The sequence below is a fragment of the Neobacillus niacini genome (assembly GCF_019749295.1).
Lineage (GTDB): Bacteria > Bacillota > Bacilli > Bacillales > Cytobacillaceae > Neobacillus > Neobacillus niacini_D.
Window position 1 is genome coordinate 111,838 of the sequence record NZ_JACWFG010000026.1, and the last position, 22,660, is coordinate 134,497.

Sequence of the window (22,660 nt, forward strand, 5' to 3'; positions counted from 1 at the left end):
CTCTATAGACATTAGGCGGAAAATCTCCGCCTTTTAATTCACAATCATCAACAATGAATAGTAACTTTTGTTTTAAACCCGTTCCCATAAAGAACGAGCAATCTTTGCAAACTGCAGTGCCTGTGTCCAGCGGTCGCCAACCTCTTGCCCGCGAACTGTAATCGCATAAGGCGGCGGCCCCAACTCGCAAACAAAAGGAAACACATCTTCTTTTTCTGCCGTTTGACGCCAACTGCGCATCCCTTTAAGCCACCAACGTTGAAAGTGTACTAACATCGGCTGTTCAAACGCGCTATCAAGGGCACCATCCCGACCAACGGGGATATCTATTTGTACCTGCTCCCCGTTCGATACTCGGGCATGTATGCTCTTCGTCCGAGGGAGTAGCTTCTGGAGTAGCTCCTCTGCCTCATCAGATACCGTCCGCATTTCCCCGGCAACAACATAATGGGAGAAGTCAACCGTCAGCTCAAGCCCAGGCAAGCGCTCTGTATACTCTACCGTGCGGAGCAGATCCTGAGTGATTGTGCCGCGATGTGTTTCAATATAAGCCGGGATGCCTGCAGACCGAGACAACTCCTCCATGTCCGCAAGCAATTGCACCGCTTGCTCTCCCACCAGAAACGGCCTCATTACCTGTACATTGACAAAATCTACCCTTCCGAACGATTTTGCCTTACAAAGAAACAACTTCAGTTCCTCCGCACTTTTTGGATAAGCGTTTACGCTATATGAAAGGTTGTATTTATCCAGCAACTCGTGCCATTTTTCGGCTTCCCTGCCCTCTACAAGCATCCCATTAATTCCGTCGTAGCCTGCTTCGGCGATGAAACGGACCTTCTCCTCCATACTCCATTCGTTACCAGCGCCGCTTTCAACTCCAAGTCCGTTCATCCCCCACCAAGACATTAGGACCTCGAGCCGTGGCTCATGCTTAGTGAAAATACGGGGCTTCATACTCAACGCCGCACGGACCTCCATCCGGATTACTTTCTAGTTCCAGTGGTGTTCCATCCGCACGGAACAGAGGACGATAATGTGTGGCAATGTGGGTAGCCGAACTGTTCGCGTAGTGGCAAATGAACGAGCGGCGGAAACAATCTTTCGTCTTATTACGATACGAGCCGTGAATCAGATTCCCATTGAAAAAGAGTACATCTCCCCTCTCCAGTACGGCCGGAATCGCCTTTTGATCTTTCGGTGGCTTCACATAGTGTGTAGTGAACGACTCCTTGGAATCGGATTCATCAGGACATACAATTTCATACGTATTTGTCTTTGGAACTACTAGCAGCCCGCCGTTCTCCTCATCCGCCGCATCAATTGCCGTCCAAGCAGCAATGCAGTTGCCTGGCTCGACCTTTAAGTAAAAGTTATCCTGATGAAGCGCCTGTCCACGTGCACCCGGGGGCTTGTAATAGAACATGCTTTGTGCCGCCAATGGTTCCTCCTCATACAAATCAGCCAGCACATCCATGACCGGTTTATGCAGCATATATCGTTTAGCAGTTTCATTAAAGCGGTGTGGATGCATAACTCTTGGATAACGCTTTAGCGGATCTGTTGTTTCCTTTTGCAAATCTGGCTCAAAATACCCTGGAATCACCTTATTACTAATATCCTCAAAAGTTTTGTCAATCTCCGCCAAGTGCTCCTCCACAAACAATCCTTTAACGATTAAATACCCTTCCGTTTCAAACTTTCGCTTTTGCTCATGCGTTAACACTCGATGATTATACACCATGTCTTCGCCCCCCTAATTCTACTGAAGTGATATTTATCACACCTTCATTATAAGGATGAAATATAGACTAGAAGAAGTATTAATCTTGCTAACAATGCATACGATTCTGCTATTTCTTCACTAGTACACCTTGTGTGCTTCTGTCAGTTAAGCTAGACTAACCTTATTAAAATAATGATAAAAAAAGGATGAGGATTATGGAATTAGACAGCCCCTCGAACTATGATGGATTGGCCAGCGGTATTGTGATCGCCGGACATTTCCACGAAAGCGACACCTATTCTACTGTACGGCCGGCAGGAATGAGTGACTGGCTTATCACTTATACGCTAGGCGGTGAAGGGTATTTCGAGGCAGATGGCTTAGAGGAGCATGTAATTGCCGGTGACGTTACCCTGTTAAAGCCGGGATCACCTCATCGTTACGGCACGCCTAAAGGAAAGAGCTGGCATTTTGTATGGGCACATTTTACTGGCGGATTAATGGACGCGAGTCTGCTGCCACTCGAAGCGCTGACCAACCGGCAGATTGATCAGCATGCGGTGAGGGAGCGAATCTATCACGCATTTCTGCGAATTTTGTCTGACTCTCGGGAACAAGGTGCTTATTGGCACGAGCTGTGCTTGGGCTCGCTGCGGGAGGTCTTGATGCTGCTCGCAAAACAGCAATCAAGCGGGTTTGATCCGCGAATTGAAGAAACGCTATTTTTGCTCGCCCAGCGGATGCAGGAAAGTGTTCGAGTTGAGGAGCTGGCCCGTAGTGTTGGGCTCTCCGCCTCGAGACTATCGCATCTATTTAAAGAAAATACAGGTGAATCCATTGTGGAGGCACTTAACCGCATGAGGATTAAGCAGGCTGCATTGCTTCTTGCACATACGAATCGGAATGCAACAGAAATAGCACATGACGTGGGCTTTCAAAATTACAACCACTTTACCCGGCAGTTTCGCAAATATATAGGGCTTACTCCAAGCGAATTCATCCATAACGTCCGGGCCAAAGAGTGAATAGCCTAACCCCAATTAAATTTCAACTCAGGTGATGCATAGGGGTTACGTATATTAATTAAAAACAAGTAAAGTCCACACCCACAAGCTTCATTTAAAATAAAAATGAGCTGCAATATTTGCAGCTCTCTTTACTTACCCCTTATGTTGCTGGAAACCGAATCGTAACGGCCGTTCCCTTCCCTTTTTCGCTGTCAAAGAGGATGGTACCTTTATACTTAGCAGCAATATTAAAGCAAATCATCTTCCCTAGGCTGTTCCTCTTCTTATTATTTAATAAATCCAAAACCTAAAAAAATCAAGCATACTGTTAAATAAAAATTTGATAATAACATCATATTAAATAAAGGTGGAAATTCAATACATACTGTAAAAGAGGTCTCAACCTGCAAAACTTTTTGGAGGAAATTTTATGACAGAAATTAGCCATCCCCTGGAACTAACATCAGCAGAAATAGCAAATCTATGGACTCAATACATGAACGATTCCTTATCAATATGTATTCTTACTCATTCAATCGAAAAGGCAAAAGACCAAGATATTAAAGAAATTCTTCAATTTGCCCTTAGTCTTGCAGAATCCCATATCGTTAAAATTACAGAATTTTTTAGTACAGAAAATTTCCCTATACCAAAGGGATTTTCAATAGAAGAAGACGTTAATTTAAATGCCCCTCCACTATTTACTGATGCATTTATGATAGATTATATGCACGTTATGACATTACTTGGATTAACCGGGTATGCAGGAGCAGTTGCAACCTCATGTAGAGAAGACCAAATAGACTACTTTATAAAATGCAACAATCAAACAATGGAATTACATAAACGCATTATATCTGTCATGCTTACGAAAGGGCTATACAGCAGGCCTTCAAGAATTAATACACCAAGTCAAGTTGATTTCGTAGATAGTCAACGTTATTTAACAGGATGGTTTGGAAAGAAACGACCTTTAAACGCGATTGAAATTAGTGGAATGAGTTTTAACATGAAAAAAGATGTAGCGAAAACTGTTTTAGAATTGGGCTTTGGACAAGTATGCCAAACAAAAGAAATTCAAAAGTATTTCGACCGAGGAAAAAATATTTGTAAAAACCATTTTGGTTCTTTTAGCAATATGTTAACAAAGGAAGACTTATCTTCCCCAAAATCATGGGTTTCTGAAGTAACGAATTCCACCGTTTCCCCTTTTTCAGATAAATTGATGTTATTTCATATTGTCACATTAGTTTCATCAGCAATTGGATATTATGGTGCTGGTTTATCGGTTACTCAAAGGAGAGATTTAGCGATTGAATACACTAGATTTATGGCTGAAATGGGGTTATTTGCAGAGGATGGGGCACAACTATTGATAAAATACGGTTGGTTGGAACAGCCTCCGTTAGCTGATGACCGCGAAAAATTAGCCAATAAGAAGTAATTTAGGTCCCCCTTAGTTGAAGAACTATAAAGATTTCTCACATAAAAGTATTTATTGAACATACAAGAAGATAACAACTTTCTCCACTGTTTTTGCTCTTCTAATGTCTTTGTACCTGGGACGTTGAAACCTCTTATTTTAAGTTAAAAGCAGACGGAAAAATAACATTTCCGTCTGTTTTTTTGCTCAAATAATAAATAAAATTAACTATTAATCAATTAATGGTACTTTTCCCTATCCGCTTGAAAAATTTAAAGAATGTTTCTCGTCTTTTAGCCATTTGCGCATATACAGCAATGACTTTTTCTACTTTATTGTACAATTCTTCTGGCGCTAGATTCTCCATTAGCAAGGAACCAACCTCTGCGTCTTTCCCTTTTGCCTTTCCTCCAACATATAAATTGTAACGTTCTCCTATTTTCATTACACCTATGTCGCTCAACATGGGTTCACCGCAGCCTACAGGACAGCCTGTATAAGCTACCTTTAGGGTAAATGGCACGGCTTTTCCTGCGATACGCTGATTTAACTCTTTTGCCACCGGCATACCTTCCTCTTCTTCCCCTTTGCAAAAATTACATGTTCTCAAACTTTTTACGAAGTTTCCAACTGGATAACATTCCAATCCCACACGTTGAAATTCTTCTATGATATCGCCTTCCTTATCTTCTGGAATTTCAATATAAAGCTGCTGGAATGTGGTTAATTCAATTTCCTCCTCTTCATCCATATATTTTGATATCATCACAAGTTGTTTTGCATTTAATTTGGCGCCAAACCCGATTCCCCCATTTATGGCATACTTAATTTTTTTGACATCGTTCACCATACAAGCTTTCCTCACTTTCTAAAATTCTATTAAGCAGGTTTTTAAACATTTTACCAACTACAAAAATACTGCCTTATACCTCTTGAGCTATATGTCTTCCTTTTTTAGGGTATGTTCGTATATACTGCTAGGGGGTATATTTAATTGTATTAGAACATTATACAACAAATGCAGGTCCGTCAACTAACATAGGAACAAAATATAATATAATTAAAATGAAACCTATTCCAACTGAAAATAACAAAACTTTCCAGGCCTTTTTTATAAACACTGAAATGACAACAATTAAGTTTACTAGATGCATAAGACCTAATATGGCGAAAACGAAAATAATAATGGGACTTAATAAACTGTTAGTATAAGCTTCCATTCCTATATCCAGCTGTTTAATATGCATTATAGCTAAAATGATATTAATAATGGACAATGTTAGCAGACTTGAATTCCATATAAGAATTTTTCTCCATAAAGACAAGTTCATAACCTTCCTTTCAAACATTAAATATCCTTTTCCTTGAATTTTTCTTATGTTGTTGAGTAATTCAAGAAAGTCTTATAACCATTATTAAAACACATTTCCTCATTCAACATTTTAATATAAATATCACTTTCAGAGCCAAACTGCTATAAAAAGACAAAAAAGGTGTCTCAAAAGCTAGGCTTTTGGGACACCTTTTAAAAATACCATTAATTCTTTTAATTTACGCAGCTTACATTGTGCTGATATCAATTACGAAACGATACTTCACATCTGAAGCTAATACGCGGTTATAGGCTTCGTCAATTTGATTGGCCGAAATCACTTCAATCTTAGGAGTAATGTTATGTTCCGCACAGAAATTCAACATTTCCTGAGTCTCACGGATGCCTCCAATCATTGAACCCGCGAAGGAACGGCGATGACCGATGAGCGAGAACACATTTAACGACAATGGCTCTGCAGGCGCACCAACATTTACTAGAGTTCCATCCAGCGCTAACAGGGAAAGGTACGCACTAATATCGATTTTTGCACTTACCGTGTTAATGATAAGATCAAAAGTACCGGCAAGTTTTTCAAATGTTTCAGGGTTGTTTGTGGCATAGTAGTCGCTGGCACCGAATTGCAAGCCATCTTCCTTCTTATTCAACGTTTGTGACAGAACTGAAACTTCTGCACCCATGGCGTGTGCAATCTTTACAGCCATATGCCCAAGACCGCCCATCCCAACAACTGCCACCTTCTTACCTGGTCCCGCTCCCCAATGGTTTAATGGAGAATAGGTGGTAATACCAGCACATAGTAATGGTGCGGCTGCGTCAAGCTCAATGTTATCCGGTATTCTCACAACAAAGTCTTCTGTTACGACAATATGAGTTGAATAGCCGCCTTGAGTTGGCTCGCCGTATTTATCAACACCAGCGTAAGTAGGAACATTTCCTTTAAGACAGTATTGTTCTTCGCCTTTACGACAGTTCTCACATTCGCCGCAGGAGTCTACCATACAACCAACACCTACTCGGTCACCAACCTTGTACTTTGTAACCTCAGCCCCTACTTCTGTGACTATTCCCGCAATCTCATGTCCAGGTACGAGCGGATAATTTACTGGACCCCACTCACCGTGAGCGGTATGAATGTCAGAATGACATATTCCTGCATATTTAATTTCAATTAGAACATCGTGTAAATCAAGATCGCGTCGCTGAATTTCAGCAGCTCGAAACGATTTGTCCGGACCGTCGACAGCTCGTGCTTTTGCAGTTATCATAAGAAACCTCCAATAATTTATTATTTTTAAGATAAAAAGTATGTACTGGGTAAATTTTATCCAGCTTCTTTCTCTTGCAAAAACAATGTTAAACCTTATAGTTAACTCTAGGTCAAGTGATAAATTTATATTTTTTAATCAGAGATGATCTCTACTATACTATTAGGTGACTTTGACATTTCAGCAATTACCGTGATAAAATCCACTAAATTCATAGACGGGATTCCGAATCCCATCTGTCATAATGAAAAGCCCAGTGGTAATATGTCAAGCACAAAAAAATAAACAATTGGAAATTATTTTGGTACAAAGCCGAAAATGAACAAAAAAAGGGTAAATCAAATAAACCTCGTCATTTTAACTGGATTTTATTTCCAATTTCAAACGAAGCTTGGTGCTTGAAAGGATGTGAAAGAGTAAATCTTAATTTCTCCTTTCCGGTGGTGTATACAATTGATTGGTGCGTAGTAGCGAGTACACCAACCGTACCAATTTTCTTGCGGTTAAGACGAGTGCGCGTTTGTGTTTATGCTTAGGAACTTCGTTATACTTTTTTGTGTAAAAAGCTTTGTATTCTGAGTCATACTTTCGAATCTTATCGGCAGCTTGAATGAGGTAATACCGTAAATACTTATTTCCGGTTCTCAATCTCATCGTTTCCTCTGATTCGTATTCGCCAGATTGATTTTGGCTCCATACAAGACCAGCGTATTTTGCTAAGGCATGGTGGTCTTTAAATCGTTTTATATCGCCAATTTCAGCGATTAATCCAGCTGCATATACATCCCCAATTCCTTTTACAGAGGTTAGGGTTTGTGTTATACCTTTCATCAATTTCGCAATCTCTTTGTCTAATCGCTTTACCTGTGATTCGATATGTTGAATCGTGCTTAAGGTAACAGATAAAGAGATATTGACCGGATCTTGCATCACCTTGTTTAATCGGTAAGAAGATCGTGCCAGCTTTTGAAGATATACCGCTATTTCTTCGGGCTTATCAAAACGATTTTTCCCTTTATCTTGTAAGAACTCAACGAGTTCCTCAATACTCATTTCGGCAATCGATTCCGGCTCCAATTCTTCCATAACAGCCAGACTGGTTGTCCCAAATGTATCCGAAAAGGGATTATCTTGTCTTAGTCCACTGAATTTTAAAAAGAGTTGGTTAAGGAAATAGGTTTTATTCCGTGCGATTTCTTTCATGAAATGAAACCTTGTACGTGTTAATCGTTGTAAGGCTTCATATTGTATCGCATCCTTCATTTGAATTAGTAGTCGACCAAATCTCAGGTGGTCAGCGATGACCCAGGCATCAATGCGATCGTTTTTGACTAATGAATCATAGCCTTTCTTAAAACGAGCGACTTTTCTAGCATTCAGAACGTAAATAAAAGACTGGAACCGGGGTTCATAGCCTTTTAGTTGATCTTGAAGATAATGGGCAAGGTGCCAACTGTATAAATCCGTGGCTTCCATACCTATTTTTAGTTGTTCGACCCGACTTTTTTCCGCTGTTTCCAGCATTCTTTTGACCAGGGTTTCGGCCCCGTTTTGATCATTGGGAACAGAAAAGTCGGCGAGTGATGAACCATCCTCATACATGAAATGGACATGATGAGACTTTAAACTTACGTCTACACCAACAAGCATTTGTGACATACCAATCACCTCCAATTTGTGAGTTAATCAAGTGCGTTTCAGACCTGGGTGCCCATGGGAATCATTGAGTCTGCCTCGTCATCAGCACTCAAAGAAAAGAAGTCCATAACGAGCGCTACACTCACTTCTTTTACAACGGCGCAACCAGTGGTTAGACCTTCAACAATGAACCATGGGTAGCAGGCTTATTAAGCAGTACACCGAAGTGTCCGCAAGGAGAGGAAGCTATATCCTGATACGAACTTGTCGGTTCCTATTGTCCCATGGGCAGGACTGAAACGCTATAAAAAAATGACGGAGTCATGCGCTGGAGCCTCCTCCATTCTCCGCCGTTTCTCAATATTTAATTAAGGGTATTCCAAAGAGGCAGTAGGGAATCATCCCCCTGCAAAAAATGAACAACACATAAATCTATTAATAATCATTTGAATATTTACCTCGACTTCCCCATCATGTGGGTGAAACAAGGGGTAAAACAAAAACAATTTTATTGATGGGGAAGCCGAGAGGCTAACCTTTAAAACCTATAGGAGTCTAGAGTGAATTTTAGAGGATCCGGACCAACTGGAAATTCTTCTAGGAAGAGCTCTTACTACTAATATACGAGGAGAGTTAGAATGAAGACATATTCTATCAGCGAAGTCGCAAATGAATTAAATCTAACAGTTTATACCCTGCGTTACTACGACAAAGAGGGACTTATGCCTTTTGTAGAACGTACAGCCAGCGGAACACGCTTATTTAAAAAATCCGATATCGACGCTTTAAAAATAATTGAATGTCTTAAATCCACAGGGATGCCTATTAAGGAAATTAAAAACTTCATTGATTGGTGTTCAGACGGGGATTCCACATTACAACAAAGATATGACATGTTTTTGGAACGAAAAGCTACGGTAGAAGCACAGATGGAAGAACTAAAAAAAACAATGTCAATCATCGATCATAAATGCTCCTATTACAAAACTGCTCTGGATGCGGGCACGGAAGATATTCATAAAAACAATAAAATAGAGATTAATCATTAACAAAAAACCACCTGTCTTCATAAATGTGTATATGAAAGACAGGTGGTTTCAAGTTGATAATTAAGCTTGCTGCAGAATCGTATACTTTGGTGTCACCTTTTCAAAATGAGGATTTTCACCACTAACCATTAGTCCCATTCCCCAATCAAAATGTGTTTCTTCTACAGGGAAATCCGATGCATCACGATATTGAAATAAAACATTTCTGCGATTTCGTTCACTCTTGTTTACATCCGAACCGTGAATCGTTAAATAATTGAAAAATAAAACATCACCAGGTTCAGCTGGACAAGCTGTTCCACTAGAAATAGGATATTCCTTGTGATTCAAATAGTGTCTCCCTACATGCGCAAGGACACCTTGTTTGTGTGACTTAGGGATGAGACGCAGACAGCCGTTTTCCTCATTGCTTTCGTCTAAATGGACACTTGCTGCCAACATGCTGTGTTTTTCATGAGGAAAGTAAGGGTAATCTTGATGCATTGGGAAAGCAGCACCTTTTTCAGGCGGCTTGACTAGCATTTTTGAATGATGAAGCTGTACATTAGGTCCTATCAATTTATTCAATACAGAAACCATATTCGTATGAGCCAGCGCATTTAAGAAGACAGAATCATGATAATGTACGTTATGAAATCCCTTCAAAACGAGTTTTCTTAGTTGTTCCTTTGGTAAATAATCACCGTCCCACGCGGCATTGTCATCCCTTTTTGCTTCTGCCGCTCGTCGAATGATCTTGTCAATACTTTCTCTCATCGCTGCGACTTCTTGCATATTAAACACACCTTTAACTAATAAATACCCTTCTTCTTTGTAAAATTCCACATCATTTTTTTGGATCATATTTCCCCCTGCCTTCCTTTATACTCTAATCCCTTATAGGTTTATCATTAAATTCTGACTTCCACCTGCGGAAGGACGCTTTTTCGCTTTTTGGATTGCTTTCTTATATTGTGGTAACCATTGTTCCTGTGCTACTAGCATCTCATCTACGAGCTGATCAATTTCTTTTGGATTACATACTGCTCCTACTAAAGGATCCATCATCATTGCTTGACGTAAGAGTTGATCGTCTCCATGAACTGCCGCTTCCACTGAAAGGCGTTGAACTGTAATACTAGCATTACAAACTGCCGCACAGCCTAGCGGCAGCTCTCCTACAAGCGGCATACTAATACCATTTCGATCAACATATCCAGGGGCCTCGATAACGCAGTCATCAGGAAGATTCGAAATAATTCCATTGTTAAAGACATTAAAGTGCCCTCGGTACACTCTTCCTGTTTCTAGAGCTTCTAGAATATAGGATCCGTGTTCCTCACCACGATTTTCTTCTTTATATTCGAAAACAGGTTCTTTTATCCAGTTTGGAAAATTCGTCTCAAACCAATTTCTTCCTTCCCTACAAACTCTTAAATATCCGCCAGTCTCGCCATTTATCCAGCTGCCAAGATCAATCCAATCGTTAATTTCTTCTGGCCGCTTTCGGTACCATGGGACATATTCACTTAAATGACCATTTGATTCAGTGCTGTAATAGCCAAAACGCTTAAGCATATCAATGCGTACTTTTTCTGTTTTACTTAACTCATGATGATTTTCAAATGCATGGAGAAGCTTGTCTGTCAAATCTTCACCATTGTGCTTTACTTGGATATACCATGTTTGATGGTTGATACCAGCACAGATAATATCAACTTCATGTTTCTCCAGACCAAGCACTTCAGCAATTTGTCGGTGTCCCCCTTGAACGCCATGACAAAGTCCAATCGTCTTGACACCACCATATTTATTACAGGCCCAAGTAATCATTGCCATCGGGTTAGCATAATTGAGCAACAAACATTCAGGGTCTGCGACTTCACGAATATCTTTACAGATAGTAAGCATTTCAGCTATTCCACGCTGTCCGTACATAATTCCACCAGCACAAAGTGTATCTCCTACACATTGGTCTATTCCATATTTTAAAGGAATGTCGATATCAGTTTGAAATGCCTCTAATCCGCCAACGCGTACCACCGAAAAGATATATTTCGCATTTTTAAATGCTTCCCTGCGATTGACTGTCGATTGAATTTTTATATTCAGGTTGTTTTCATCAATATCTCGTTGACATATCTTTGTAACCATATCTAAGTTTTTTGGGTTGATATCAGTAAATGCTACCTCAATGTTATGGAATTCTGAAACAGACAAAATATCCCTTAATAACCCTCTTGTAAATCCAATACTGCCTGCCCCAATAAAAGCGATTTTAAATGTCAATGTGTCACTCCCCTTTGCAGATATTGGTAGATTAACATTTTTATCTTACCAAGCACCGCAATGAAGGCGTTATCAATATTGTAACCTCCTAAAAAAATCGTTGTTTAAAATACTAACTTGTGTAATCTTTCTATTGAAAATTATTTGTTTAGTGTGTTTCGATAATCAATGGGAGTCTTACCAGTGTGCTTTTTAAAGAGGGTACTAAAATACTGAGAACTATTTATGCCCACGTATTCAGATATCTCAGTTATAGGTATTTCCGTGTGAGCCAGCAGCATTTTAGCTTTTTTGATACGCAAGGAAGTTAGGTATTCCATCACCGTATTTCCCATTTCCGCCCTAAATATTCGATGCAGGTATACAGGATGCAGATTAACTACATTTGCAATATCCTTCACCTGAATTTCACAGTCATAATTTTGGTGAAGATACGATAGGATTTGTTTGATATATAAATTTATTTGATAAGAGTTCTGATTCTCGTATTCAACCGATAATCTGCCAATTTTAATAAATAATTGAGAGAATAAGAGTTGAATCATCACCTTATTTTCTAAACTCCTCTCGTCTAACTCGAGTACAAGACTTTTTAGGATATGGTAAATGTCGCTTGAATCTTTTAACAAAATATAAGGATACGCTTTTGAAAGGAACTGAGACAACATCCTATTCGATCTAACAATTTCATTGAAAGATGGTGAAAAACCCGCGTTGTCTTTGTTTGTAAAAAAAAACTCTAAATTTAACATTCTACAAGGATTCTCCTTAGCTACTGCCAAACGATGCTCAATGTTCGAATCAAGTAAAATTAAATCTCCTTTTTTCATGGTTACTGCTTCTTTAGCGGTTTCGACCACACATTTGCCCTCAATCACATACATAATCTCAATCTCATTGTGAGAATGAAACGGCATATCAAAACCCTTCCATTGTTTAAAATAATATTTAATAACCTTTGGATAATATTTATCATGAAGTAATTCACTAGAATAAAGGCTGTATGTATTCAAGCATTTTTACCTCCCCCATCATGAAATCTTTCTTCTCAAAAACGTATGTCTAAGTGCATGAAAAAATATCATTCTGGGAGAGTATTCGATATAAATTGGTGAAATCCTACTTAAAACTAGTCTTTATGCAGCCATTTCTTTTAGACAAGTGATTTATTCATGATAAAGTCTATTTGTTCTTCATCCCCCATAAAAAAGGAGTGACTACCAGCCTGCACAAATCCTAACTTCTTGTAAAAAGCAATGGCATTCTCGTTTTTCTCCCAAACACCAAGCCAGATTTTATTTTTTTCCTGTTCCTTTGCTATTTCTATTGCCTTATTAATAAGATATTTACCAAGACCTAGTTTTTGGAATTTGGTCCTTATATAAATCCTTTCGATTTCAAGTGAATCCTCACCTATATTTTCAGACTGCGAATCCTGGGTATTCACCTTTAGATATCCAGCCACTTCATGATTAAAATAAACAAAAAAGAATTGCGAAGAGACAGTCGATAATTCTTTTTCTAGTTGTTTAACGTTAAATGCTTTCTCCAAATAAGCATTCATATTTTCTGGTGAATTCTGATACTTAAAAGTATCATTAAATGTTTCATAACTAATGGTTTGAAGTACGAGTATGTCGTCGATGGTACACGGTTTTATATTTATATTCATAAAAATGAGCTCTCCTTTATCTAATCAATAATTTCTCTTGTTTCCCTTTTTTACAAATTCCCAGTCTTTTTCAACATTTTTTCTAACTCTCTGTAGAAGGTCGAAAATTGTTTCTACTTCATTATCGGAAAATCCCTCTAATGCAACAGAATTGGAATAATCATGTTCTCTTTTTATAATCGGATAAACAGTTTTCCCTTTCTCAGTTGGAAAGAGTTTTTTAATTTTTTTGTTATGTTGATCGTCTTTCTTTTCAATAAAGCCATTCATTTCAAGTTTTTGGATAGCACGTGCTGCTGTTGTTCGGTCTACTTTAATTATTTCTGCTGCCTTTTCTTGAATGATTCCGGGGTTTTCACATATTCGTACAAGGTACAAATACTGCCCTTTCGTAAGCTCCAATTCTTTAAATTCAATATTACTAATCGAATCCAATGCCCTCGCTATCATTCCAATTTCTCGTAAAATTTCCCTCATATTTTCTCCTTACACGAAGTTTTTTGTTGCATTTACAATATATTTATTATAAATTTAATCTAACCTAATATTGTTGTAAATACAATAATAAATAAAAAGGATGGAAAAATATGAAGGCAAAAAGAATAATGCTTGAAGAAGATTTAAGGAAGGCATTTGACATAAGAAAAGCGGTATTTGTTGAGGAACAAGGTGTTCCCATAGAGGATGAATTTGACGAGTTTGACAACCTGAATGGTCAATGTGAACATCTCTTAGTCTATTTCGAAGAACAACCTGTTGGAACGGGACGGATTAGATGGGTTGATGAGTTTGGAAAATTGGAGAGAATTTGTATTCTTGAACCATACCGGAAATTTGGGCTTGGTAAAGTAATTATTACTTCACTAGAGGAGATTGCAAAGGAACGAGGGGCTAAGATGGTCAAATTACACGGTCAAACACAGGCAGAAGGCTTTTATAAAAAACTAGGTTATCAGACTTCATCAAGTGTTTTTATAGAGGATGGAATTCCGCATTTATTAATGAAGAAAGAATTGTAGTGTCGTTGATTTTCTTATATACCCCGTAAGTGTAGAAACTTTCCTATCATATACGGGGTATTTTTAATAAAGGTGGTTCATGGGACAATTTTGGTTGATTTAGCTCTTTCAGCAGTACGGTGAATCCACCCTCCCAACGGACGTTTGAGAGCTAGTGCCAAAAGGAAGCTAATGCCGACAAAAATGAGAAGATATAGGCTGTCTCTTATCACGACAGCCTGAATCATGCCGCCCACCGTTTCACGCAATATGCTGACAGCATAGGTGAATGGCATGAACGGGTGCAATGCTTGAAAGAAGGAAGGCGTTAAGCTCACCGGAAAGGTTGCACCTGAACTGGATATTTGCAGAACTAACAGTATGATAGATAACCCTTTTCCAATATTGCCAAACACCGAACAAAGCGTATAAATAATAATGGTAAAAATAATGCTAATATAAATACTAAATAGCACAAACCATAGTTTGTCCGTGACGTACGCTTGAATTATATACAAATCTCCTATCGATACAATAACCGCTTGTAGAATGCTAATGGTCAAAAACGTTAATAGCCTTCCAAAATAAATTTGGTAATGCTTAAAATTACTTTCCGCGCCTTCAACATCCACTCGCAGTGAAGACACCAGTAGCGTGCCGCCTACCCAAAGTGCCAGCATGGTATAAAAGGGGGTCATGGCTGAACCGTAATTTGGAATGGGGAAAATCCGCTCGGTTTTTAACTCAATCGGTTTTGCTAAGAAACTGCTTTCCTTATTCGGATCATGCTTTAAGTATTCAATCAACTCGTAAATATTGACACTGCCCTTAAACTGTCTGAGTCGATCTGATGCATTCTTTACTTTTTCAACGAATCCCGGCAAATCATTTCTGGCAAAATCAGCTGCCTTATGGATTGCTTGTTCTGCCGCTGGAAGCTTGGTACGAACAAGATCTGCAGCTTCACGAATATCGGACTCCACTTTTGGCATGTCGTTCCGTACAAAATCAGCAGCTTTATGAATTTTTTGTTCAACCGTGGGCATTACATCTGTTACAAAATCAGCTGATGAGTTAATCCCATCCGTAACCTGATCTACCTTCTGCTGTAAATCTCTCCGGTTAATTTCGATGATTCCTTGAATGTTCTGTAATTCATTGTTTAACGGAGTTAGATGCTCCGGATTGGTTGTTGTACCTAATTGATTCGCCTCATTGACGCTATCCATTGCTTGTTTTAATTGTGTTTCTATTTCGGTGAGATGAGTCACAATTTCATTGATGATGTCAGTGGTTCTAGATATGTCAATGAGCCTTTCCTGCATAACTAACACTTGATCCCCGGCATCCTTGACTAGTGGCAGACTTGCCTCCACTTTTAGGATACTCTCTCCCACCTGTTCAAGTTCAGGGATCCTCTGTTCCAGGGCTATAATTTGTTGTACTTTCTCATGAATTTCTGGTAATTTTCCTTCCAATTCAATCGCTTTACGCCCCATTTCTTCAATTTGCGGGAGTGCCTTTTCCAGCTCAAGGATTTGGTTTTCCACAGAAAAAATGGAGGGTAAATCTTTTTCAAGTTCAACTCCTGCTTTGTAAAATGCCGAGAAAATCGCATCTCCAACTGTTTTGATAAAAGCTTCACTAATTTGGGCGGTTACACCTGTAGCACCAGTGGCAGCAATTTTAGGAGCAACGGCATTAATTTTTTCATTTACACCAAAAACGATTTGCGGCCTTTCTGGATTTTCTTCTAAAATACTTGTGATTTTCTTAGAAAAATCTTTTGGAATAATAAGGTAGGCATAATAATCTCCATGTTTTACACCTCGAATGGCATTTTTCTGGTCGACAAACACCCACCCAAGCTTTTTATTCTTACTTAAAGCTTTTATCATTTCTTCTCCAACATCGATCTTCTGCTTGGTTAAACGAACTACAGCGCCTTCATCTTCATTGGCAACTGCAACAAAGATGCCTGAAGTATTCCCGTAAGGATCCCACATCGACTTGATGTTAAACCATGCATAAGCGGAAGGAAGCAGCATAAGTCCAACCACCAATAAGGCGACTGTTAGAACACTGAAGATATTTTTCCAATCAGTCTTATAGATACTCCATATATTTCTCATTTAACAAAACACACCCATTTCACAACATACTATTTCTATTGTTGTAAAAAATGGTGATTTTATCCCAAAACAGGCTGCACCCTGTAAGTCAATTTTGTTATGAGGTAAACACATTTTATTAGATTTTGGCTATTAAATCGATAACTACCATAATTATTAAACTACTTACTTTAAAAACTATAGATGGATACGATGGTTTGTTTACCGAAAATACAAAGTTTGGTAGACTTACGGTTGAACCACGAAAACGTTTTCTTTTTATAGAACTGTGAAATACGGTATGAAAATGGAGGTAGTATAAATGGTACACACAAATGAATTTGCACACCGAAGGACGAGCAAGACCATCAAACTTGTCGATGCAGAAGGATATCCAGTTGCAGGAAAGGAAGTAGCGCTAAACCTGACAAAACATAAGTTTCTATTTGGCTGCGGTATTTTTGATGCAATCGAGGTAGCGAACAAAAATGTACCAGCAGACAGACTTGCATTTCAGGAAAACAAACTAGAAAAGTTCTTAGATGTATTTAACTCTGCAACACTGCCTTTCTATTGGGGAACATTCGAGCCTGAAAAAGGAAAACCACGAACGAACGAATTAAAGGTTACAGCTCAATGGTTAAAAGAAAGAAATGTAACCGTAAAAGGACATCCTCTTTGCTGGCACACCGTAACAGCTCCATGGCTTCTGGAATTGAGTAATGAAGAAATACTGAAAGCACAGTTTGATCGAATTGAACGTGATGTAACAGATTTCAAAGGATTAATCGATATGTGGGATGTAATCAACGAAGTGGTGATTATGCCAATCTTTGATAAATATGACAATGGTATTACCAGAATATCTAAAGATCTTGGCCGTGTTGGGATAATTAAAGAAATGTTTGCAAAAACTCGTGAATTCAATCCTGGAGCAACACTATTATTAAATGACTTTAATACTTCTATTAACTATGAAATCTTAATTGAGGGCTGCCTGCAGGCTGGAATTTCCATTGATGCAATTGGTATTCAATCTCATCAGCATCAGGGATATTGGGGTCGTGAGAAATTAGAAGAAGTTCTTGACCGATTCTCCCACTTCGGTCTCCCTCTGCATTTTACAGAAAACACATTGACATCCGGACATCTTATGCCGGCTGAAATTGAAGACCTAAATGATTATCAGATTGCTGAATGGCCATCTACACCTGAATTCGAAGAGCGTCAGGCAAGAGAAGTAGAGGAAATGTATTCGATCCTGTTTAAACATCCTCAGGTAGAAGCCATTACCACGTGGTCCTTCAGTGATGATGGTGCATGGCTTGGTGCTCCTGCTGGATTTGTTAGAAAAGATAATAGCCTAAAACCATCTTATGAAGTATTAAAGAAACTGATTAAAGGTGACTGGGCTACAAATGTGAAAGGTAAGAGTGATCAAAACGGAATTCTTTCCTTTGAAGGGTTCCTTGGTGAATATGATCTTGTTTGTGGAGAAAAGAAAGTAAGCTTTAATTTAGATAAAGATACTGAAATTGTACAAATCACCATTTAATTTATGTCTTAAAAAAGGTAAAGCTTCCGGTCAATTTCTGGCCGGAAGCTTTATCTTTTATATATCCTCTGGTTTAATGCTAAGCATTGTGTTCATGGTGAATAATAGTTAGAAGTGCACCTTACTTGCATGAAAAACTAGCTCACGTTATTATTTAAGATTGGTAAGACGTTTTCAATATCATGTTTTTCTTTTTTAACTCCTAGGAGGAAACGAAATGAATGTAATCGAAGTTCAAAATTTACGGAAAGAATTTAATTCTTATACAAGCCGGCCGGGTTTAGCTGGAGCGTTTCGAGATTTATTTACAAGAAATTATAAAATCCATGCAGCAGTTGATAATATTTCCTTAACCGTTAAACAAGGCGAAATGGTCGGTTATATTGGAGAAAACGGTGCTGGTAAATCAACGACGATTAAGATGTTAACCGGCATTTTAACGCCTACATCCGGTTCCATCATGGTAAACGGGATGAATCCCCATAAGCAGAGGGAAGAATTTGTGCGAACGATTGGCGTGGTGTTCGGTCAGCGTTCACAGCTGTGGTGGGATATAGCTGTTCAAGAGTCATTCCGATTATTAAAAAAGGTATACCGAGTTTCAGATGAAGACTATAACCATCATATGGGCCATGTGATTGAGACGTTAGAAATCGGTCCTTTACTAGATAAACCAGTACGAAAACTGTCACTCGGACAACGGATGCGCTGTGAATTAGCCGCCGCACTCGTTCACAATCCACCACTCCTTTTTTTGGACGAGCCAACGATTGGGCTAGATGTATTGGTGAAATTAAAAATCCGGAAGTTTCTACAGGAAATTAACGAGCAATATAAAACCACGATTCTCTTGACAACACATGACTTAACCGATATTGAAGCCCTTTGTGAACGAGTGGTGTTATTAGATGAAGGAAAAATTATTTATGACGGCAGGCTGGATCAGCTTCAAGAGCATGCGGTGGAAGGAAAACAAATCGAATTTGAATTTTTGTCAGAGGTCTCTCGCAGCTCCCTGCCTCGTGTCGAAAATATTCAATGGGAACAAAAGGATGCGACCACATGGCTCGGGTATATCAATGGAGATGAACAAATGGTCTCTCGATTAATAAGTGATGTCGTCCAAAAGAATCCAATTAAAAATGTTCGAATTAATGAGGTTTCTACGGAAGAAATAGTCCGGAAGATTTATGAAGAAGGTATGGCCCTCACATGAGTATGTATTTAGAAATGATTCGGGTTCGTTTTTTAATGATGCTCGCCTACCGGACAAACTATTATAGCGGGATTCTAATTTACAGCATTAATATTGGAGCATACTATTTTTTATGGTCAGCCATTTATGGCGGGAAAGAAGAGATTCAAGGATTGTCAGTGGCTCAAATGACCACCTATGTGGCAGTCGCCTGGATGGCACGCGCGTTTTATTATAACAATATTGATCGTGAAATTGCTGCTGAAATAAAAGACGGCAAAGTCGCGATTGAAATGATACGCCCTTATAACTATTTAGGAATGAAAACGATGCAGGCACTTGGAGAAGGCATTTTTCGTTTATTGTTTTTCTCTGTCCCAGGTATGATTATTGTTACCTTAATATTTCCAGTTCGCTTTGATGCTAGTGTAACCACGTGGTTATTTTTCTTTATCTCGCTGGTATTTAGCTTTATTGTTAATACGCATATCAACCTATTAACGGGTATTATGACGTTCTTTTTATTTAATAACACAGGGTTGATTCGGGCAAAACGTGTTGTAATCGATTTGTTCTCAGGTTTACTTCTTCCGATTTCATTTTATCCAGAATGGGCACAAACAGTGATGTCCTATTTGCCTTTTCAAGCAATCAGCTATGTTCCTAGTATGATTTTCACAGAAGGCTTTGTTGGTCAAGAGATTTATCATGCTTTGCTCACACAAATAGTCTGGGTAATCATTTTACTTATTCCAATTCGGCTTTTATGGTCGTTAGCAAAAAAACACTTAATTGTGCAAGGAGGCTGACCAATGTTTTATCTATCATTGTTCTTTCAATATGCCTCTCAATATTTAAAAACAAGGCTCACCTATCGTGTTGATATGGTGATTGAAATCCTTTCTGACCTATTATCTCAGGGTGTCAATTTAATTTTTATATTAATTGTATTCCGTCATACAGCCTTTTTAGGCGGCTGGAACCGAGATGAAATTATTTTTATTTATGGATTTTTCCTTGTTCCTTATGCGATATTTTCGTCCTTTTTTAACATATGGGACTTTAATGAACGCTATATTGTCAAAGGCGAAATGGACCGTATCTTAACACGTCCGGTTCACAGTCTTTTCCAAATCATATTGGAGCGAATCGAGCTGGAGTCTTTATTCGGCGCCATTACCGGGTTATTAGTAATGGGTTATGCCATGGCAAACCTAGAACTAACCTTTGTTTGGTACGATATTTTGATCTTTATTCTCATGGTAATTGGCGGGGCTTTGATTTATGCCGGGATCTTTATTTCGATTGCAACGATTGGATTCTGGTCAGACAGCCGTACCGATATTATGCCTATGATGTATAATATCAGCAATTACGGCCGCTATCCTATTAACATTTACAATAAGGTGATTCAATTTGTGCTAACGTGGATTTTACCTTTCGCCTTTGTTGGCGTTTATCCAGCTTCCTATTTTCTAAATCGTGAAGAATGGTATGGCTATGCCTTCTTCACACCTGTCATGGGACTCCTGTTCTTCGGGATTGCGATTTTGCTGTGGAATGCGGGAGTCAAGAGATATCGCGGGGCTGGGAATTAACATTTGTATTAATAAAAAAAACGATTGAATTCATATGCCAACTCTAAAAGACTATCTGAAGCCCTAAGAAGCCCTCACAGCTTTCTTAGGGCTATTTTTTTAAAAATCCGTATATTCTAGGGAGTATTTCTCATTATCCCTTATATGCATTCTGTAATTCCACAAGATCAAATTTCTTCATTTTAAGAAATGCTATCGTCAGGCGCTCAAGTTGCTCCGGTGTGCCCTTACTCATCATCTCGTCCATCTCACTTGGCACAATCTGCCATGATATGCCAAATTTATCTTTCAGCCAGCCGCATTGCTCAGCTTCAGGAACTGCAGAAAGCCTATCCCAGTAGTAGTCAATCTCTTCTTGTGTGTCACAATACACCATAAAAGAGATGGCCTCGCTAAAACTGAATTTATGCTCGTGCGCGCTATCCATTGCGGCAAACCACTGATTTTCTATGCTAAAATCAGCGAACATGATGGTTCCTTCTTTATCAGGTTCCATGCCATTAGGGTAGCGGGTGATATTTCCCTGCTTTCCGTTCTTAAATATTGATAAATAAAAATTAATCGCCTCTTCTGAGTTGCCGCATTGCTCTCCGACAAACAAAAGTGATGGCACAATCGCAGGCCGCTCTTCTCCTTCTGGATTGGTAAGCATTAATTGCCAGGACAATCCATATTTATCCTGGATCCAGCCAAACTTCTCGCTGAACGGATATTTATCAAGTGGCATTAACGCTGTGCCACCTTCGGACAATTTGTTCCAAACCTCATTTATTTTTTCACTCGCGTCTTTTTCTCGAGATGGGTCAAAATTAACGATGAAGGACACCGATGGATTGATTTTGAAATATGGTCCTGCACTGATTGCCATAAACTTTTGCCCCCAAAGCTCAAAGAAGACGATATCGGAGTCGCCTGAAGGTGTGTCATGGATCGTGGTTACATCCGTAATTTTCGAGTCCGGGAATATGGAAGCGTAAAATTGTGCTGCTTCTTTTGCCTCCTTGTCATACCATAAATGCGGAACAATTTTTTGATTTATTTTTGACATAGTTATTACTCCTTTCATTTCTCATCATTTTTAGACAACATGGTTATGACCAAAATTCCAGTATGAGGTATCATTCAAATTTATTTTACCATTTCGTTTGTAATTTCTAATCGTTTCTTATCTCCACTCAAAAAAGCCAACATTAAATGTTGACTAGTTTCCTTAAAAGTAATTTTGAATACCAGGGAAAGAAGAATCTGAATGCTATAAAATAAACTGGTATTCCATACCATGTATTCCAGTCGTGATTTATCATGTACCCAACCTTAACTAAACCTAATTCTAAGGAGAAACATAAAAAAGTAAAAATAAAAGCCAAAACCCAGGCCTTCTCTGGTTTATAAAAATTAATATAGATAGCCGCAATTCCTGAAGGTACAAAACTAATTAATAAGGAATCACTAAGCTCTATTGTTTGTTTTTTTGCTAAGGTGAATAAATCAAATATCGAACCAACAATGGTATCCCCGATCCAAGTCAATCCTCCAGCAAAAAGAATAGTAATAAATAATCCTGCCCATGTTAAGTTTTTTTTAGGCATGAAAAGTACAATGAGGATAGTGATTAACAATACTGCCCAAACATACCATTCACCTTCATACTTCATAAATTCCATTTATCCACCCAGTTTCTTTTATATATGGCTCTGTTATTATTCATTGTTGATTTTCTTGTAGGGTTGAGAATTCATAGGCAGAGAATTTCCGGCTATTGTTTATAGAGGAACCTTAAGAGCAGCTATAAGTTATCATGAACGAAACTAGCTCCTTA

The 22,660-nt window shown here is 38.7% G+C and carries 19 protein-coding genes and 3 pseudogenes; 9 read left to right on the top strand and 13 right to left on the bottom strand.

Features of this window, described 5'->3' with window-relative positions; translation table 11 throughout:
• Positions 1-72: 72 nt before the first annotated feature.
• Together H0184_RS25395 and H0184_RS25400 are read right to left on the bottom strand one after the other, a co-directional pair.
• Positions 73-894: a sugar phosphate isomerase/epimerase family protein gene (locus H0184_RS25395; protein WP_260631790.1), complete on the bottom strand. Its 822-nt coding sequence runs from the start codon at positions 892-894 to the stop codon at positions 73-75.
• A gap of 40 nt (positions 895-934) precedes the next feature.
• Complete coding sequence (locus H0184_RS25400) at positions 935-1,744, bottom strand: phytanoyl-CoA dioxygenase family protein (RefSeq protein WP_221830082.1); 810 nt, start codon at positions 1,742-1,744, stop codon at positions 935-937.
• Positions 1,745-1,941: 197 nt separating this feature from the next.
• Here H0184_RS25400 and H0184_RS25405 point away from each other — a divergent pair, with 197 nt between their 5' ends.
• Together H0184_RS25405 and H0184_RS25410 are read left to right on the top strand one after the other, a co-directional pair.
• Complete coding sequence (locus H0184_RS25405) at positions 1,942-2,751, top strand: helix-turn-helix domain-containing protein (protein WP_221830084.1); 810 nt, start codon at positions 1,942-1,944, stop codon at positions 2,749-2,751.
• A gap of 412 nt (positions 2,752-3,163) precedes the next feature.
• Positions 3,164-4,177 (top strand): DUF3231 family protein, encoded by a 1,014-nt coding sequence (locus H0184_RS25410; protein ID WP_221830093.1) that lies wholly within the window; start codon positions 3,164-3,166, stop codon positions 4,175-4,177.
• A gap of 214 nt (positions 4,178-4,391) precedes the next feature.
• Here H0184_RS25410 and H0184_RS25415 read toward each other — a convergent pair whose 3' ends face one another.
• The 3 genes from H0184_RS25415 to H0184_RS25425 all read right to left on the bottom strand — a co-directional run bounded on the left by H0184_RS25415 (position 4,392) and on the right by H0184_RS25425 (position 8,416).
• On the bottom strand, positions 4,392-5,006 hold the full coding sequence (locus tag H0184_RS25415; RefSeq protein WP_221830095.1) for a nitrite reductase: 615 nt from the start codon (positions 5,004-5,006) through the stop codon (positions 4,392-4,394).
• 710 nt (positions 5,007-5,716) lie between these two features.
• Positions 5,717-6,757, bottom strand: a complete 1,041-nt coding sequence (locus tag H0184_RS25420) for an NAD(P)-dependent alcohol dehydrogenase (protein ID WP_221830097.1) — start codon at positions 6,755-6,757, stop codon at positions 5,717-5,719.
• Between the two features lie 423 nt (positions 6,758-7,180).
• Complete coding sequence (locus tag H0184_RS25425; RefSeq protein ID WP_221830099.1) at positions 7,181-8,416, bottom strand: IS110 family RNA-guided transposase; 1,236 nt, start codon at positions 8,414-8,416, stop codon at positions 7,181-7,183.
• Between the two features lie 617 nt (positions 8,417-9,033).
• Here H0184_RS25425 and H0184_RS25430 point away from each other — a divergent pair.
• Positions 9,034-9,444 carry a MerR family transcriptional regulator gene (locus tag H0184_RS25430; protein ID WP_221830101.1) on the top strand — a complete coding sequence of 137 codons (411 nt, stop codon included), beginning with the start codon at positions 9,034-9,036 and terminating at the stop codon, positions 9,442-9,444.
• Positions 9,445-9,504: 60 nt separating this feature from the next.
• On the opposite strand, the gene H0184_RS25435 is transcribed toward H0184_RS25430, so the two are convergent.
• From H0184_RS25435 to H0184_RS25455, 5 genes and pseudogenes are all read right to left on the bottom strand, one after another.
• Positions 9,505-10,287 (bottom strand): phytanoyl-CoA dioxygenase family protein, encoded by a 783-nt coding sequence (locus H0184_RS25435; protein ID WP_221830103.1) that lies wholly within the window; start codon positions 10,285-10,287, stop codon positions 9,505-9,507.
• Positions 10,288-10,350: 63 nt separating this feature from the next.
• Positions 10,351-11,712 (bottom strand): annotated as a pseudogene (melA, locus tag H0184_RS25440) (alpha-galactosidase); the annotation flags it as partial.
• A 140-nt stretch (positions 11,713-11,852) separates the two neighbouring features.
• On the bottom strand, positions 11,853-12,725 hold the full coding sequence (locus tag H0184_RS25445; protein ID WP_260631791.1) for an AraC family transcriptional regulator: 873 nt from the start codon (positions 12,723-12,725) through the stop codon (positions 11,853-11,855).
• 140 nt (positions 12,726-12,865) lie between these two features.
• The gene (gene paiA, locus H0184_RS25450) at positions 12,866-13,384 is read right to left on the bottom strand and encodes a spermidine/spermine N(1)-acetyltransferase (protein ID WP_221830108.1); all 519 of its coding nucleotides are present in this window, start codon (positions 13,382-13,384) and stop codon (positions 12,866-12,868) included.
• Positions 13,385-13,408: 24 nt separating this feature from the next.
• Positions 13,409-13,861, bottom strand: a complete 453-nt coding sequence (locus H0184_RS25455; protein WP_221830110.1) for a MarR family winged helix-turn-helix transcriptional regulator — start codon at positions 13,859-13,861, stop codon at positions 13,409-13,411.
• Positions 13,862-13,971: 110 nt separating this feature from the next.
• Between H0184_RS25455 and H0184_RS25460 the strand changes: the two genes are divergently transcribed.
• Positions 13,972-14,403 carry a GNAT family N-acetyltransferase gene (locus H0184_RS25460; protein WP_221830112.1) on the top strand — a complete coding sequence of 144 codons (432 nt, stop codon included), beginning with the start codon at positions 13,972-13,974 and terminating at the stop codon, positions 14,401-14,403.
• Positions 14,404-14,480: 77 nt separating this feature from the next.
• Here H0184_RS25460 and H0184_RS25465 read toward each other — a convergent pair whose 3' ends face one another.
• Positions 14,481-16,514, bottom strand: coding sequence for a YhgE/Pip domain-containing protein (locus tag H0184_RS25465; protein ID WP_221830114.1), 2,034 nt, complete (start codon positions 16,512-16,514; stop codon positions 14,481-14,483).
• Positions 16,515-16,815: 301 nt separating this feature from the next.
• Between H0184_RS25465 and H0184_RS25470 the strand changes: the two genes are divergently transcribed.
• The 5 genes and pseudogenes from H0184_RS25470 to H0184_RS25485 all read left to right on the top strand — a co-directional run bounded on the left by H0184_RS25470 (position 16,816) and on the right by H0184_RS25485 (position 20,841).
• Complete coding sequence (locus tag H0184_RS25470) at positions 16,816-18,048, top strand: endo-1,4-beta-xylanase (protein ID WP_221830116.1); 1,233 nt, start codon at positions 16,816-16,818, stop codon at positions 18,046-18,048.
• Between the two features lie 217 nt (positions 18,049-18,265).
• Positions 18,266-18,998: pseudogene (locus H0184_RS25475) on the top strand (ABC transporter ATP-binding protein); the annotation flags it as partial.
• 146 nt (positions 18,999-19,144) lie between these two features.
• A pseudogene (locus tag H0184_RS28135) lies at positions 19,145-19,264 on the top strand (daunorubicin ABC transporter ATP-binding protein); the annotation flags it as partial.
• Positions 19,261-20,052, top strand: coding sequence for an ABC transporter permease (locus tag H0184_RS25480; protein ID WP_221830126.1), 792 nt, complete (start codon positions 19,261-19,263; stop codon positions 20,050-20,052). The pseudogene H0184_RS28135 and the gene H0184_RS25480, both read left to right, overlap by 4 nt.
• Before the next feature lie 3 nt (positions 20,053-20,055).
• Positions 20,056-20,841, top strand: a complete 786-nt coding sequence (locus H0184_RS25485) for an ABC transporter permease (RefSeq protein WP_221830154.1) — start codon at positions 20,056-20,058, stop codon at positions 20,839-20,841.
• Positions 20,842-20,974: 133 nt separating this feature from the next.
• Here H0184_RS25485 and H0184_RS25490 read toward each other — a convergent pair whose 3' ends face one another.
• Positions 20,975-21,889, bottom strand: coding sequence for a VOC family protein (locus H0184_RS25490; RefSeq protein WP_221830156.1), 915 nt, complete (start codon positions 21,887-21,889; stop codon positions 20,975-20,977).
• A gap of 142 nt (positions 21,890-22,031) precedes the next feature.
• Positions 22,032-22,505 carry a hypothetical protein gene (locus H0184_RS25495; protein ID WP_221830158.1) on the bottom strand — a complete coding sequence of 158 codons (474 nt, stop codon included), beginning with the start codon at positions 22,503-22,505 and terminating at the stop codon, positions 22,032-22,034.
• Positions 22,506-22,660: the final 155 nt, after the last annotated feature.